Annotated in this window: 13 protein-coding genes; 5 read left to right on the top strand and 8 right to left on the bottom strand. The window is 62.0% G+C overall.

Going from position 1 to position 15111, the window contains the following annotated elements:
* Nucleotides 1-21 precede the first annotated feature (21 nt).
* Nucleotides 22-1152: a non-hydrolyzing UDP-N-acetylglucosamine 2-epimerase gene (gene wecB / locus ECTHA_RS0108260; RefSeq protein WP_026623648.1), complete on the bottom strand. Its 1131-nt coding sequence runs from the start codon at nucleotides 1150-1152 to the stop codon at nucleotides 22-24.
* A gap of 222 nt (nucleotides 1153-1374) precedes the next feature.
* On the opposite strand from wecB, the gene ECTHA_RS0108255 reads away from it, so the two are divergent.
* Together ECTHA_RS0108255 and ECTHA_RS0108250 are read left to right on the top strand one after the other, a co-directional pair.
* Entirely contained in the window at nucleotides 1375-2592 is a 1218-nt protein-coding gene (locus tag ECTHA_RS0108255) for a TIGR04063 family PEP-CTERM/XrtA system glycosyltransferase (protein WP_025280546.1), read from the top strand.
* The gene (locus tag ECTHA_RS0108250) at nucleotides 2582-3826 is read left to right on the top strand and encodes a glycosyltransferase (RefSeq protein WP_025280547.1); all 1245 of its coding nucleotides are present in this window, start codon (nucleotides 2582-2584) and stop codon (nucleotides 3824-3826) included. Before ECTHA_RS0108255 ends, ECTHA_RS0108250 begins: the two co-directional genes overlap by 11 nt.
* A 56-nt stretch (nucleotides 3827-3882) precedes the next feature.
* Here ECTHA_RS0108250 and ECTHA_RS0108245 read toward each other — a convergent pair whose 3' ends face one another.
* Together ECTHA_RS0108245 and ECTHA_RS0108240 are read right to left on the bottom strand one after the other, a co-directional pair.
* The gene (locus ECTHA_RS0108245) at nucleotides 3883-4863 is read right to left on the bottom strand and encodes a polysaccharide deacetylase family protein (RefSeq protein WP_419397981.1); all 981 of its coding nucleotides are present in this window, start codon (nucleotides 4861-4863) and stop codon (nucleotides 3883-3885) included.
* A 32-nt stretch (nucleotides 4864-4895) separates the two neighbouring features.
* Entirely contained in the window at nucleotides 4896-6233 is a 1338-nt protein-coding gene (locus ECTHA_RS0108240) for a phenylacetate--CoA ligase family protein (protein ID WP_025280549.1), read from the bottom strand.
* Nucleotides 6234-6396: 163 nt separating this feature from the next.
* Here ECTHA_RS0108240 and ECTHA_RS0108235 point away from each other — a divergent pair, with 163 nt between their 5' ends.
* Genes ECTHA_RS0108235 through ECTHA_RS0108225 form a run of 3 tightly spaced genes read left to right on the top strand, consistent with a single transcriptional unit; the run spans nucleotide 6397 to nucleotide 8312 of the window.
* Nucleotides 6397-7464 (top strand): 3-deoxy-7-phosphoheptulonate synthase, encoded by a 1068-nt coding sequence (locus tag ECTHA_RS0108235; protein WP_025280550.1) that lies wholly within the window; start codon nucleotides 6397-6399, stop codon nucleotides 7462-7464.
* 30 nt (nucleotides 7465-7494) lie between these two features.
* Nucleotides 7495-7794, top strand: a complete 300-nt coding sequence (locus ECTHA_RS0108230; RefSeq protein WP_025280551.1) for a nucleotidyltransferase domain-containing protein — start codon at nucleotides 7495-7497, stop codon at nucleotides 7792-7794.
* The gene (locus ECTHA_RS0108225) at nucleotides 7791-8312 is read left to right on the top strand and encodes a hypothetical protein (RefSeq protein ID WP_025280552.1); all 522 of its coding nucleotides are present in this window, start codon (nucleotides 7791-7793) and stop codon (nucleotides 8310-8312) included. Before ECTHA_RS0108230 ends, ECTHA_RS0108225 begins: the two co-directional genes overlap by 4 nt.
* 109 nt (nucleotides 8313-8421) lie before the next feature.
* Here ECTHA_RS0108225 and ECTHA_RS0108220 read toward each other — a convergent pair whose 3' ends face one another.
* From ECTHA_RS0108220 to ECTHA_RS17670, 5 genes are all read right to left on the bottom strand, one after another.
* Nucleotides 8422-8715 (bottom strand): HigA family addiction module antitoxin, encoded by a 294-nt coding sequence (locus ECTHA_RS0108220; protein WP_025280553.1) that lies wholly within the window; start codon nucleotides 8713-8715, stop codon nucleotides 8422-8424.
* Between the two features lie 137 nt (nucleotides 8716-8852).
* Nucleotides 8853-10751, bottom strand: a complete 1899-nt coding sequence (locus ECTHA_RS0108215) for an XrtA/PEP-CTERM system amidotransferase (protein WP_025280554.1) — start codon at nucleotides 10749-10751, stop codon at nucleotides 8853-8855.
* 157 nt (nucleotides 10752-10908) lie between these two features.
* Nucleotides 10909-12180 (bottom strand): glycosyltransferase, encoded by a 1272-nt coding sequence (locus ECTHA_RS0108210; RefSeq protein ID WP_025281421.1) that lies wholly within the window; start codon nucleotides 12178-12180, stop codon nucleotides 10909-10911.
* Nucleotides 12173-13789 (bottom strand): exosortase A, encoded by a 1617-nt coding sequence (gene xrtA, locus ECTHA_RS17675; protein ID WP_025281422.1) that lies wholly within the window; start codon nucleotides 13787-13789, stop codon nucleotides 12173-12175. The genes ECTHA_RS0108210 and xrtA overlap by 8 nt, the downstream gene beginning before the upstream one ends.
* Nucleotides 13790-15010 carry a TIGR03087 family PEP-CTERM/XrtA system glycosyltransferase gene (locus tag ECTHA_RS17670; protein WP_025281423.1) on the bottom strand — a complete coding sequence of 407 codons (1221 nt, stop codon included), beginning with the start codon at nucleotides 15008-15010 and terminating at the stop codon, nucleotides 13790-13792.
* Nucleotides 15011-15111 lie beyond the last annotated feature (101 nt).

Raw genomic sequence — 15111 nt, 5'->3', positions numbered from 1 at the left:
GCACGGTGACCGGGATGCCGGCTACGACGGCAACCAATCCCGCAGGATGGTCGCGATCCTCTGAGAGGCCTTGCCATCCCAATACTCGGGCCGCCTGGGTTCACCTCTGCGACGGCTGATCGCCTCTCCGACAGCCGCCATGATCCTCCGCGGATCATGGCCCACAAGCACATTGCCCCCTTCCGTCACGGTGATTGGGCGCTCCGTGTTCTCGCGCAGGGTAACGCAGGGGATGCCAAGTGCGGTGGTTTCCTCCTGAATGCCCCCGGAGTCGGTCAGAACGACGCGAGACTCCTTCATCACCCCCAGCAATTGCAAATAACCCATTGGTGGCGTGCACATGATCCGGTTCGACGCCATGCGCTCCATCAGGCCGAAGTCCTCCAGTCTTGCCCGGGTCCGTGGGTGAATGGGGAATATCAACGGGAGCTCGCAAGAGATCTGGCCCAGGCACCCGACGATGCCTTCGAGGATGTCGGGGTCATCCACGTTGGATGGTCGGTGAAGGGTCACCAACGCGAACCCGGCGGGATCATCTGCAATGCGAGGATCAATACCGTATTCTGCAAGGGTGTCGCCGATGGGCTGGGCTCTCGATAGATTGTAATGAAGCGTGTCAATCATGACATTACCGACGAAGTGAACCCGTTCGATGTCGATACCCTCACGAACCAGGTTGTCGGCCGCCGAGCGCTCGGTCGTGAAAAGCAGATCGGATATCTGATCCGTCAGGACCCGGTTGATTTCCTCCGGCATGGTTCGGTCGCGACTTCGCAGGCCTGCTTCCACATGGATCACGGGGATGCCCTTCTTGGAAGCCACGAGAGCGCAGGCAATGGTGGAATTGACATCCCCCACGACCAGGACGGCAGCGGGATGCTGCTCATCCAGGACCGGCTCCACCTTGCGCATGATGTCGGCTGTCTGCTGTGCGTGGGTCCCTGAGCCCACACCGAGATTGATATCGGGCTCGGGTATGCCCAGGTCCCTGAAAAAGGAGGTATTCATATCCTCATCGTAGTGCTGTCCGGTGTGCAGGAGCCATGCGGGTAGGCCCTCTTCACGGAATGCCCGCATGATGGGGGCGATTTTCATGAAGTTGGGGCGAGCGCCAACGACACACAGGATCGGGCGCGGCTGCGGACTGGACATAGGGGGCTCTCCTTGAAACGGCCTCCATGGTAGTCGGTGAACCTGCAGAATTGAAGCTCTGGCCTACCTCCCGCCGATTGCAGGCGAAATTGTGACCAAGAATTTGGCAAGCCGGTCCAAGAACCGGCACACTTCCCTGCGGAGCCAGTCAAGCACGTGCCGTTTTCGCCGCTCAGGGCTTCATGTCCTGTACATGCGCCCCAACACCCATTATCCAAGCCCATGAAAATCCTACACATCCTTGACCATTCCATCCCCCATCACAGCGGCTATACATTTCGTACTGTCGCCATTCTGAAGGAGCAGCGCCGGTTTGGCTGGGAAACGGCCCATCTCACCAGCCCGAAACATACGGGGAATGGGGTGCTTGAGGAGGATGTGGAAGGGCTGCATTTCCATCGCACGCCAGCCGGTCTACCCAAACTGCCGGTACTCCGGGAATTGCGCCTGATGCAACATCTGGGGCGGCGTTTGCGTCAGCTGGCCGAAACGATACGCCCGGATATCCTGCATGCTCATTCACCTGTTCTGAACGCGATTCCGGCGTTATGGGTGGGTAGACAGTTCGGCATACCCGTGGTGTACGAGGTTCGCGCCTTCTGGGAAGACGCAGCCGTGGATCACGGAACGAGTCGTGAAGGAGGCCTTCGCTACCGGCTCAGCCGCGCCTTGGAAACATTTGCGCTCAGGCGAGCCGACCACGTCACGACGATTTGCGAGGGGCTACGCAAGGACATCATTGACCGGGGTGTCCCCCCGGAAAAGGTCACAGTCATCCCGAACGCGGTCGACCCGGACCGTTTCACATTGGGCGGCCAAGCCGATCCGGCACTGCAAGAGTCGTTGGGCTTGAAAGGCTGCCGCGTGCTGGGTTTTATCGGATCTTTTTATGCTTATGAAGGTTTAAGGCTGCTGCTCGACGCTTATCCGCTGATCAAACAACAAGCACCGGACATACGGATATTGCTGGTTGGAGGGGGACCGCAGGAAGATAACCTCAAGCAGCAGGCCGCGCGCATGGGTATCGAGAAAGATGTCATCTTCACCGGCCGCATCCCCAACGAGCAGATACAGATGTATTACGATCTTGTCGATCTGCTTGTTTATCCTCGCCTATCCATGCGTCTCACGGAACTGGTCACCCCCCTCAAGCCACTGGAGGCCATGGCGCAGGGCCGCTTGTTGGTCGCATCCGATGTGGGTGGACATCGAGAGTTGATCCGCCACGGCGAAACGGGTTGGCTGTTCCAGGCTGGAGACTCCCGGGCCCTCGCTGAAACCATTATCGAAACTCTCGGGCGGCAGTCGGAGTGGGATTCCGTAAGAGCCTCCGGGCGACGCTTCGTTGAGGTCGAACGAAACTGGCGCGCCAGTGTTGCGCGTTATCAGGACGTTTATAGAGCTTCCCTGGACGCTCTGGAGAAAGGCCATGCCATCTGAGCGGCGCCCTCGACTCGTGGTTTACACCCACGTCTACCCGAATACAAGCCAGCCCAACTTTGGTTTGTTCGTTCGGGAGCGCATGCGCCGTGTCGCCCAGGAACTGGAACTGGTTGTCGTGGCTCCAGCACCGTGGTTTCCCTTTCAAGGATTACTGAGAAGATTCAAACCCGAATACCGGCCTCGCCTGCCACACCATGAGACCCAGGATGGCATTGATGTATACCATCCACGCTACTTCTCGTTTCCAGGCCTTTTTAAATGGACCGACGGATGGTTTCAGGCCCTGGGATCGTGGAGGGTCCTGCGTCAACTGAAGCGGGAAGACCGCTTCGACATCATTGACGCACATTTCATCTACCCGGATGGCGTTGCTGCCAGACTGCTAAGCCGTTGGTTGGGTTACCCTTACACGATCACCCTTCGGGGAAGCCTGCGGCGTTTCGAGCACAGCCCACTAGAAAAAAAACAGATCCAACAGGCGCTCAAGGGGGCATCCATTGTCCTGTCGGTTGCCGACTCATTACGACAGGATGCCATCGCCTGGGGACACCCGCCTGATCATGTGCGAGTGGTGGGCAATGGGGTGGATCTTGACCGATTCGGGCCGGAGGATCGCAGGTCAAGTCGCGACCGCTGGGGGTTGCCTGCCAACGCCCGCCTGCTGGTTTCGGTGGGTGGATTAACAGAACGAAAGGGCTTCCATCGCATTATCGATGTCATGCCCTCGCTGCTCAGGCGGATCCCGGACCTGCATTTTGTGATTGCGGGCGGGGCTACCCCCGAGGGCAACAATGAACCACAGCTGAGGCAGCAAATTCAGGACCTGAAGCTTGAGGATAGGGTCCATCTTCTCGGACCGGTTTCACCCGATGAATTGAAGTACGTCTATTCGGCCGGGGATGTCTTTGCATTGGCCACACGATTCGAAGGCTGGGCCAACGTCTTCCTTGAGGCGTCGGCTTGTGGTCTACCGATCGTCACGACGCGGGTGGGTGGTAACGCGGAAGTGGTCAACTCACCTGATGTGGGTGTGCTGGTGCCCTTCGGAGATGCCAAAGCCCTCGAGGATGCCCTGCATCAAGCACTAACAACCACGTGGAACACCGAAGTGATCCTGCGTCATGCCCGTGATAACGCATGGCAGCAACGCATCCCGGAGCTTGTCGACATCTTCCGCGACATCCATGCGAAGAACGCGTCCGTTGCATGCCCCGACCTTGAGAGCCATTGAGCGCGGCTCTATAAAGGGACCTGCAGAGTGGCGGCCAGAGGGCGTGAGTGAGTCAGTCAGTCAGGGTGGTGGCGCTTGAGAAGGTTTCTCGCAAGTCTGAGCCCGAAACGACCTGGCGTGGCGTCCCAGGGTGTGAAGCGGGCCAACTGGTAGCGATCGGTGTGCGGGGTGGAAACACCCCAAGTGGTGGAGACGGCGGCATCGAAACCGCACTCGCGCACCATGGCCGCGTGCTTGGGCAGGTAGTCTGAACCGGGCTTGCCGTTGGGGTAGGCAAACATCATCACCGGTTGCCCCAGGATTGATTCCAGCGCCTCTTTGCCCTGGTGGATCTCAGCCCGCGCTTGGTCATCCGTCAGGCGCGCCAGGATGGGATGGCTGTGCGTGTGCCCGCCAATCTCCATGCCGGCGGCAGCCAGGCCCTTCAGTTGCGCCGTGGTCATCATCAGGTCGTCGGGCAGGGCCTGCGGGCACTGGGCCGTCAATTGTTCAACCTTCTCCTCCCGCTCGCCACGCTCCAGGTACTTCACCGACTGGATCACCTCCTTGATCAGAGCCTTGCGTTCATCCAAGCCGTCGATGCTGCGCATGCCGAGTCCGATATGCTCAAGATCCAGCTCACCCGACGGCATGCGGCGAATACTCTCCAGCACGCGGTCATTGAACATCATGCCGCCATCAAGAAAGCCGGTGGCCACGAAGAAGGTGGCAGGCAGGCCCTGCTCACGCAGAATCGGCAAGGCCACTTCGTGGTTGTCGGCATAACCGTCGTCGAAAGTGATACAGGCCGCTCGGGAAGGCAAGGTGCCGTCTTGCAGTCTCCTCACCGCATCGGACAAGGGCAGCACGTTGAATAGCCGTGCGACCAGCTGCATCTGCCATCGAAAGGTGGCGGCATCCGGATCCCCGGTCAGCAAGGGATCGGGTTCGGGGAGCACGCGGTGATAGATCAGGATGGACAGGGGCGCCCGAGACCCGCCTGGGGCCAGCCATTGCAGCACAGGACGCATCGGCCCGATCAGCATTTGGGACATCATGGGCTTTTCTCCACGCCAGTTCCGGGGGGTGGTCATGCCGCCTCACTGATCACCCAACGATATTTGCCCGATTTCTCGGGTGGGATGGTCTCAGCCGGCTGGAAACGCACCGCCACGGATTCATCCAGAATGCGGCACAGACCTGCACGAATGTGTTCCTGTTCCTGGTCCGTCAGGGGCCGGGAGGGCACCACGATCAGGTCGAAGCTGCGATCCGGGCGCTGACGCAGCTGGTATTGGCGCAAGATGGGGATCTCACGAAGGATGTAGTTGGCGGTGGAGCTGTGGATGAGGCGACCCTCGCGGCCCACCAGGAAGTCATTGGCCCGACCCTGTATCTCCCGCAGACGCGGCAGGGGCGACCCGCAGGGACAGGGTTCGTCGGCCAGGGCACCGCGGTCGCCGATGCGATAGCGGATGAAGGGCATGCCGTACCCATCCAGATTGGTGACCAACAGATCACCCACGCCATCTTGATCAGGTTGATCCACCTCCACAATCACGTGCTCCCCAATGATATGAAGATGGCCCTCAGGGCATTCATGGGCGACCAAGCCGCCGTCCCGGGCACCATATTCATTGGCCACGGGGCATTCAAAGGCTTCCGCGATGGCCTCGCGCAGATGCGGCAGCAGCATCTCCGAGGTGCAGGCGATCAGCCGGGGGCGATAGTCGCCCAGCAGACCCGGGTGCTCCAGCAGGTGCTGGGCCACGCGATAGATCACGGTGGGGTAACCGTAGATCAGCCTGGGCTGGAAACGAGCCAGGAACTCCAGATATTCGGCGATACGCTGGGGCGTGAGGTTGGATGCGGAAAGCACCACCTGGTTGAGCAGCCAGCGGTCCTTGAGCACACGCAGCCGGCTCTGTCGGGACATCTCGATGGGCGAGCCCCAGAAGTCCACCTGTCGATCCCCCGGGTGCACGCCAAACCAGGAGCGGGCCCGCAGTTTCTGTGCGTTGAGGCAGGATTCGCGATGCTTGTCTGTGTAAAAGACCAAGGGCTCGCCCGTGGAGCCGCCGGTGCTGTAGCGGATGAGCCGGGGTTCCCAGCCTTCGGTGATCAGGCGCTGCCCCTCATCCCGCAGGGTGGAGCGCTCCAGGATGGGCAGCTGCTTCAGATCCTGCAGGTCGCAGTGCCCAGGGTCGGTCATGCCGATTCGTTCGAAGACCTCGCGGTAGTAGGGAACGTGATGGCCGCAGTGCTGCAGCATTTGCCGCAGTTTGGTGAGTCGCAGTTGGTGGAACGCCTCGGACGAGAGCCTTTCGTTGGCGCGAAACCGCTTCCATTCCCGAACGGTATCTCGCCCCCGCAGTCGTTCATGCAGCGGCAGCAGGGCATGGCGGGTGAGTTGCTCTTTAAGGGTCATGGGCCGAAATCATCCCGGATAGATGGCATTGATCCCTGCCTTCCTCGATCAAGCTTGTGACAGAGGCTCCAGTCTATTCGGCCACTCCCTACCCCGCAACGCACAGCCCCTGCTTTTCGCGTTAAACTGACGAGATTGCCATTCATATCACCCGGACAGCCGCATGAGCACTGCACAGACCGACAACCTCAACATCGCCTCCGTGGACTACATGCCCTCGCCTCGGGAGATCAAGGCCCAGTTGCCCATGTCCGAGGCGGCGGAGCACACGGTGCTGCAGGGGCGCCAGGCCCTGTGCGACATCCTGGATCGCAAGGATCCGCGGCTGTTTGTGGTGCTGGGGCCCTGCTCCATCCATGACCCGGAGGCGGGGCTGGATTACGCCCGGCGGCTGAAGGTGTTGGCGGACGAGGTGGCCGACACCATGCTGCTGGTGATGCGCGTGTATTTCGAGAAGCCCCGCACCGCCGTGGGCTGGAAGGGCTTCATCAATGACCCGTATCTGGATGACAGCTTCCGGATCGATGAGGGCATGGCCAAGGCGCGGCGCTTTCTCATGGACATCAACGAACTGGGCCTGCCAGCGGCCACCGAGGCCCTGGACCCCATCGCGCCTCAGTATTACGGGGATCTGATCGCCTGGACGGCCATCGGCGCCCGCACGGCGGAGTCGCAGACCCACCGGGAGATGTCCTCGGGGCTGTCCACGCCGGTGGGCTTCAAGAACGGCACGGATGGGGATCTGGGCGTGGCGGTGAACGCCATCCTGTCGGCATCCAACCCGCATAGTTTCCTGGGTATCGGCAGCGATGGGCAATCGGTAATCCTGCGCACCCGGGGCAACCGCTACGGGCACCTGGTGCTGCGCGGCGGCAATGGCCAGCCCAATTACGACACGGTCTCCGTAGCCTTGGCCGAGCAGGCCCTGGAGAAGGCGGGCATCCCCAAGAACATCGTGGTGGACTGCTCTCACGCCAATTCCTCCAAGAAGCCAGAATTGCAGCCGCTGGTGATGAAGGATGTGATGCATCAGATCCGCGAGGGGAATCAGTCCATTGTCGGGCTGATGGTGGAGAGTTTCCTGGAGGAAGGGAATCAGCCCATGGCGGAGGATCGTTCCAAGCTGCGCTATGGCTGCTCCATCACCGATGCCTGCGTGAACTGGGCCACCACGGAGGAGATGATCCGGGAAGGGGCCGAGGTGCTGCGGCAGGTGCGCAAGCAGGCCTGAGGGGCCTGCTTTCAGTGTTCGAGTGAGCCGATGCGACTGTCAGCTGAGCAGACCAGCGTCATCAAGCAAACCGCACGGGATCTGTTTGGCCCCGAGGCGCAGGTGTGGCTGTTTGGCTCGAGGGTGGATGATTCCTTGCGGGGTGGGGACATTGACCTGTTGATCCAGTGCCCCCACCCCCTGGAGGAGCGAAAGCGCCAGTCCCTGCGGATGGTGGCGCGGCTTCAGATGGCACTGGGCGACCAACCCATCGATGTGCTGGTACTGGACCCGAATACACCCCGCCAACCGATCCATGATCGGGCGCTGAAAACAGGTATACCTTTATGAGTCGGGAGGAATTTTTACCGGTTGATCGTTTTCTCCACACCCTGGAGATTGTATCTCGAGAGGGGCATCACCTGGCCTACAGTTGGCGACGCCTTTACACCGAAAACATCTCCGAGGAATGGGTTCGCCAACTGGAAGATCGGCCGGAAATGGCTGAAAGGCTCGAGGCCTTTGTATCGAGATTCTCCAGGATGCAGGACACCATCGCCGACAAGCTGCTGCCTCGTTGGCTGAGGGCACTGGCGGAGACTCCCGGCAGCCAGATTGAGGTGCTGAACCGGGCTGAGCGACTTGGGGTGCTGAGCAGCACGTCGGAGTGGTTGGAAGCACGGAAGCTTCGCAACGAACTGGTTCACGAATACATGACCTGCCCCGCAGAGTTTGCCGCGAGCCTGCTGCTGGCCAGGGATCATGCTCTGATGCTGATGGACACCTATGACAGTCTGCGCGAGGATGCTCAGACGCGCCTCAATCTGCCGGACACTCGGCTGCCCGGACAGATCAAGCGTCCGTGTTAAGCGTCTCGGAAGAAGGGCTGGATGCCCGGCCCCGGTTCATGATTCCACCGTATGCAGATCGATGAGGGTGGGACTGAAGACCTCGGACAGAGCGGGACGTAATAACGGATCACGCGGAAATCAGTTCCACCTTGTGGACCCTATCGAGGTCAATGCTCCTGCCTGCGTGCCAAAGATCATAGGAATCTTGCATCGCAAGCCAGCTTTGCGGTGTGCGGCCAAGTGCTTTCGATAAACGCAATGCCATTTCAGGGCTGACGCCGCTTTGCTGCTTGAGGATCCGGCTCAGAGTAGATGGAGAGACGTCCAGCTGCTCTGCCAGGTACCGGCAACTGAGCCCAAAGGGCTCCATATAGGTTGCAAGGATGAACTCGCCAGGATGGGGGGGATTGTACATAGCCATCAGTGATAATCCTCGTCATCAAGCAGATACGCATTGCCATCGTAGAATTCGAGGGTTAGTCGCATGATTTGATCATGACAGACGAGCGCAGCGCACCGCGCAACAATGCCTTCATGTAATGTGAGTCAGCGCGGTCCTTACCCCACACCCTCGTTCCTCCGCAAAAACGCCTCAAACATGAACAGACTCCACAGCGGGGCGCTGTAGTCCCGCTGGCCGCTCACGTGGGCATCCACCAGGTGCTGGAGGGTGTTCATGTCGAAGATGCCGGAGTCTCTGAGGCGGTCGCCCAGGATGGTTTCCTGAAGGCGTTGTTTTAGAGGCCCACGGAACCACTGGGCCAGGGGGACGGCGAAGCCCTGTTTGCGGCGGTAGAGGATGTCTTGGGGCAGGTGCGGCTCCATGGCCTTCTTGAAGATGTACTTGCCCTCCCCGCCCTTGAGCTTCATGTCCGGTGAGAGGCCGGAGATCCATTCCACCAACGGGTGATCCAGGATGGGCACGCGCACTTCCAGGGCGTGGGCCATGCTGGCGCGGTCCACCTTGGTGAGGATGTCGCCGGGGAGGTAGGTTTTCATGTCCAGGTACTGCACCAAGGATAGGGGGTGATCCGTAGGGGAGCGCTGGGCGTGGTAGCGCAGGACCTCCACGGGATGATAACCCTGCAGGCTGCGGCGGAAGGATTCGCTGTACAGGCGCTGCCGCTGCTCGTCGCGGATGATCGCGTTATTGTTGAAATAACCCTGCACAGCATCCCGGGCCAGGGCCTGGAAGGTGGCCTTGGCCCGGAACATGCGGGGTGCCCAATCGGCCTTGGGGTAGAGGTGCGCCATGGCGCCAAACAGGGGGCGGCGCAGACCCAGGGGCATCATGGAGCGCAGACGTTCCTCCTGCATGTGGAACCTGTAGCGCCGGTAGCCGGCCAGGGTTTCATCGCCGCCGTCGCCGGACAGGGCCACGGTTACCTGCTCCCGGGCCAACTCGCACACACGGTAGGTGGGCAAGGCTGAGCTGTCGGCATAGGGTTCGTCGTACAACTCGGCCAGGCGATCCAGTAGTCCAAAATCGTCTGGATCCACCTGACGCACCTGGTGACTGGTGCCGAAACGCTGCGCCACCTGGGCAGCGTGGGCGGATTCATCATAGGCCGGGTCGCTGAAGGCGATGGAGCAGGTCTTGACCGGATCGGATGACAGACCGGCCATCATGGCCACCACGGCGCTGGAGTCTACACCGCCGGATAGGAAGGCCCCAAGCGGTACCTCGGCCACCAGCCGCACACGCACGGCCTCGCGCAGGCGTTCCTCCAGCCCTTCCATGGCCTCTGCCTCGCTCATGGGGCCCGTATCCCGGAACGGCACGTCCCAGTAGATGCGCGGTTCGGGCACCCGCAGGCCGCGGTGGATAGACAGGGTGTGCCCTGGGGGGAGTTTATGAACGGCGTCGTAGATGGTGCGCGGCTCGGGGACGTAGCCATAGGCAAAGTAGTCGTCCACGGCCTGGGGATCCAGGGCACGGGGCAGATCCGGATCGGCCATCAGAGCCTTGAGCTCGGAGGCGAAGGTGAGTATGCCGTCGGGCCTGATGGCGTAGTAGACAGGCTTGATGCCCAGACGGTCCCGCGCGATGAACAGCGTGTCCACGTTCCGGTCCCACACGGCAAAGGCAAACATGCCCCGGAAGCGTTTCACGCAGGCCTCGCCCCATTGCTCCCAGGCGTGGACGATCACCTCGGTGTCGCAGTGGGTCCGGAACTGGTGGCCGGCGGCCTTCAGTTCTTCGGTGAGCTCCGGGAAATTGTAGATCTCGCCGTTGTAGGTGACGACCACGGACCCGTTCTCGTTGAACAGGGGTTGCTGGCCGCTGGACAGGTCGATGATGGACAGGCGCCGGTGGGCGAAACCCAGCCCCGGTTCCACGTGGATGCCGCCCTCGTCCGGCCCCCGATGGAACTGGGTCTTGTTCATGCGTTCCAGCAGCGCCCGGTCGATGGGGCGCTGTTCGCGGGTGTCGAAGATCCCTGTGATGCCGCACATAAACTTGTTCTCTTTAATTGAGCCCCTCTCCCGCCTGCGGGAGAGGGGTTGGGGTGAGGGCCACCGCTGGTACCGTGCCCTCCGTTCCCCTCATCCCCGGCCCTTCTCCCCCGAGGGGAGAAGGGAGTTTGAAGACTTCTCGCTGGGCATGGGAACTTTAGACCCCCTCTCCCCTTTGGGGAGAAGAGGGGTTGGGGTGAGGGGCTGACCCAACCAGCCCATCATAAACATCCATATACCCCTGAACCATCGCATCCATGCTGAAGGATGCCTCAGCGCGGGCGCGTGCATTGGTCCCATGGGCTGCCGCAGTCTCCGGCGAGGCCAGATACCCGGCCAGAGCGTCCGTCAGGGCGCCCACGTCCCCGGCGGGGATCAAACGGCCGGTGCGCCCCTCCTCTACCAGGTCCGGGTTGCCCCCCACATGGGTGGCAGTGACCGGCAGACCCGTGGCCATGGCCTCCAGGATGGTATTGCAGATGCCTTCGGCCAGCGAGGGCACGACGAACAGATCCATGGCCCGCATCAAATCGGGCACGTCATCCCGGGCGCCGGGCAGCCAGGCGCGATCGGTCAAGCCAGCCTGCTCCAGGCGCTCACGTAAACCGGCCAATTTCGGGCCATCACCGATCATGACCAGGCGGGCGCTCTCGTGCCCCGGACGCTGGCACAACTGGATGAAGGCCTCCAACAGTACCTCGGGCGCCTTCACCGCCTGCATGCGCATCACGGCCCCGATCACGGTGGTCCCCTCCGGCGCAAATCCCTCTGGCAATGCTGCGTCCCTGCCCCCCCGTGGGAGCGGCCCTCGGCCGCGAATATCGAAGCCACCATCAGCCTCCCTGACCCCGGAATCATCCGGTAAAGCCGCCGGCCGAAACCGCCCCGTGTTCACACCGTTACATACATGATTCAACCGCGAGGCCGGCACCCCGATTGCGTCCTGCAGATACCCCAACTGGTGCCGCGACAGGGCAATGTACTGCCCCACCAGCGGCCTCACCAGCCGGCGCAGACGCTGGGTCTTGATGCGGGAGCCATCCAGATCCCCCATGTCCCAACCATGCTCACCATGCACCCGATGGCGCACGCCGGCCAGGGCCGCTGTCACCTGGGATTCCAGGGTGGCCATGTTGCGGGTGTGAACGATATCGGGCCGCAGTTCCCGCAGCAGTCGCCAGAGCCGCCCATGTACGACCAAGTCCTTGCCCTCGCGCTTGTTCAGGGCGTGCAGGCTCACGTCGTCACGCTGGATGCGCTGGGCGAAGTCGGTGTAGTCGGTCATGCAGATGATGGCGTGCCGATAACGCTGAGGCGGCATGTGGTTGATCAGGTTCACCAGACCGTTTTCCATGCCGCCCACATCCAGTCGGTGAATGATGTGGGCGACCAGTGGCGGTACGGCATCCTTGCGAGGGCCCTCACTCATCCGCGGCCACCTGGGGCGTCGATTCAACCACGGCCACCCGGCGGGGCGACTGTTCCAGGAATCCCGCCAGGGTGTCCCGGGCCTCGTCGGCTGAGATCTCGTATTCAGCGCTCACCACTACCAGCAGGGAGCCTTCCCGATGACCGGTGAGGCGGGCGCTGGCCTCCAGAAGCTTCACCTCGATGGGACGGACGGTGGTCTGTCCGGCCACCTGATACCAGTGCCATACCACCCGGTCATTCCCTTCCCTGCCCCGCAGCAGCGTCTCGCGCACCGGGCGCTGACTGCCATCAGGCAGGGTCACGTTTTGGCTGCCCTGGCTGATGCGCCGCCAGCGGTCGCCATCAAAGATGCGGTTGTCATAGCGGATCAGGTCAGTACCGGGCTGATCATGCCGGTAATGATACACATGCCATTCCATGTGTCCGCGCGGGCTGGCGTAGGCCACCTGGAGGCGAGTGTCCGGCTCGGCCCAACGAGGGTTCCAGGGGGCCTCGTCCAGGGTTTCCGGACCATCCCAACCGGCCATCAACGGGGCCTCGGGCCGCAGGTCGCCGGCCAGGGCGGCCATGCGCTGGTCAAGCCAGGTCTCGCCGCTGGGGGCCAGGGCAAGGGCCACCACAACGGCCACGATGGGGGTGGCATGGGAGGCGAGGCTGCGGGTCAGCGGAAGGCCTGTGCCCGCACCCGGTGCGGCATCTTCCCCTTTGACCTTGGCACTGAGCGGTTCGTGGTCATCCCTGAAGAAGGTGCCGATCCAGAACAACAGGAACATCACGAACCCGAAGAACAGCCAGCCATAGATCAGGTGATCCACCCCCACGGCGTGCTCCATATTGGTCCAGTGGGCGATCATGATGATGCCGTAGGCGCGCAGGCCATTGGCAACGATGGGTACGAGGATGGACAGGGCCACAAAGGCCAGACGGCGCCAGATGCTGCGATAGACCAGATAGGCATACACCAGCCCCAGGGCCACGGAGGCGATCAGGTAGCGGATGCCGCTGCATACCTCGGCCACCACGAAATCTCCGGCGGGGATGCTGATGTAATAGCCTTCGCTGAAGGTGGGGATGCCACTGGCCCGTAGCATCCACACGGTGAACCAGGCTGTGTAGTCCTGCAGGATGGGCACCAGAAAGTTGCCCACGGGCCAGGCAAAGAACAGATAGGCCAGCGGGAAAATGAGCACCCGGGAAACCTGCCAGCCCAGGATGGCCAGCACCAGCGCCGGGACCATGGCCACCACCACGAAGGTCTGTACCACGGTGACATCGGCGGCGCGGGCCAGGAACCAGCCAACGCCGAGGGCCAGGATGACCAGGGCGCCGAAGAGGCTGGGGCTGGGCGTGACCTGTGCCAGTCGGTGGCGCTGGGTCCAGGCCAGGAAGAGGCTGATGGGGAGGATGACCATGCCGTGGGCATAGGTGTCGGAATTGGCCCAGATGCCCACCAGGCTTTGCACGCTGGGCCAATAGAGGGCCAGCATGGCCAGGAAGGCGGCGGCGAGCAGGCCGAGGGCCAGGGGCCATGGGAGGCCACTCTTCCTGGCCTTGATGGGGGCCGGGGCATCGGGTTGAGCTTGTGTGCTGGATGGGCTGGTGTTCATCTATTTTCCTGCCCCCCGATCACTCTCCAGCAAATCCACAAATCGCCCCATGTGCTCCGCCCAACTGTAATGCCTGCACACGCACGCCCGATTCCGCGCCCCGGTGTCATCGGGGATTTCCCCCGTCAACACCGCGACCGCCAGTGCATTCAGGGCATCGGGTGTGTCAGCCACCATGGGATCCACATCCTCACACACCCGCAGGCCATCCATGGCCTGGGAGGTGGCGATCACCGGGCGGGCCATGGCCATGGCCTCCAGCACCTTGTTTTGCACCCCGCGCGCAATGCGCAAGGGGGCGACGGCGGCTGCGGCATAAGCCAGGTACGGGCGTACGTCCTTGACCGCCCCGGTCACCTGCACACCCTCGATCTCTTCCAGCCGTTTCACCTCCGGACTGGGGCGGGCGCCCACGATGGTGAAACGGGCCTTGGGGCACTGTTTGTAGATCCCCGGAAAGATCGACTCGGCAAACCAACGCACCGCATCCACATTGGCCCAGTAGTCCATGGCGCCCGTGAAGACCAGATGATGCTCCCCTATCTGGAAGGGCGAGGGATAGGCGTGCTCTGGTGAGAAGTAGTCCACATCCACGCCGTTGTCGATGGCATGGGTGATCCGGGCGGTCTCGGGGGACAGTTGGCGGAACAGTTCCGCCTCTTCGTGGCTGACGAAGACCCCGGCCGTGGCCCGCGCAGAAGTCTCGCGTTCGAAGGCCAGCAGTTCGCGTGACTCGCGCAGGTAGAGCTGCTTCATGGGAAACCGATGCGATGGGGCGTACTGACGCCATTTATCGGAATCCACATCCACGAAGTCCACCACCACATGGCACTTTGCATGGTCCTCGGGCCGCAGGTACTGAGCCATGGCCGAGGAAAACACCAACACCCGGTCGATGCCGGCATCCAGCTTTTTATGCACCCAGTCATGCATCCGGGCGTCGGCATAATAGGGCACCGTGAGGGCCTGGCCGGTCAGCAAGCCACGCAGGCTCTTGAGCTTGGCCAGGCGGGGGTGCAGGGCCTGAAGGTGGGCTTCTTCGCAATAGGCGGTGATATCGTCCTGGTAGCGCCAATCTGCCGGGTCGTCCACGAAGCAGCCCAGGTGGATCCGGTAGTGGGCCGCCAGGTGCTTGAGCAGGTTGAAGGAACGGATCTTGTCCCCCTTGTTGGGGGGATAGGGGATTCGGTGGGCCAGGAACAGAAGGTGGGGTTTTGGCATTACCGGGCTCCGGCCTTCGCGGCCGAGGGCCGCTCCCACGGGGTGGTGCTACATAGAGTGGTGCTGGCCCCGCTCCCTGTGGGAGCGACCCTTGGTCGCGA

The organism is Ectothiorhodospira haloalkaliphila ATCC 51935, from assembly GCF_000633935.1.
Classification (GTDB): Bacteria; Pseudomonadota; Gammaproteobacteria; order Ectothiorhodospirales; family Ectothiorhodospiraceae; genus Ectothiorhodospira; species Ectothiorhodospira haloalkaliphila.
Note: the sequence above shows the minus strand (reverse complement) of the source record. Positions and strands in the feature narration are given on the sequence as shown.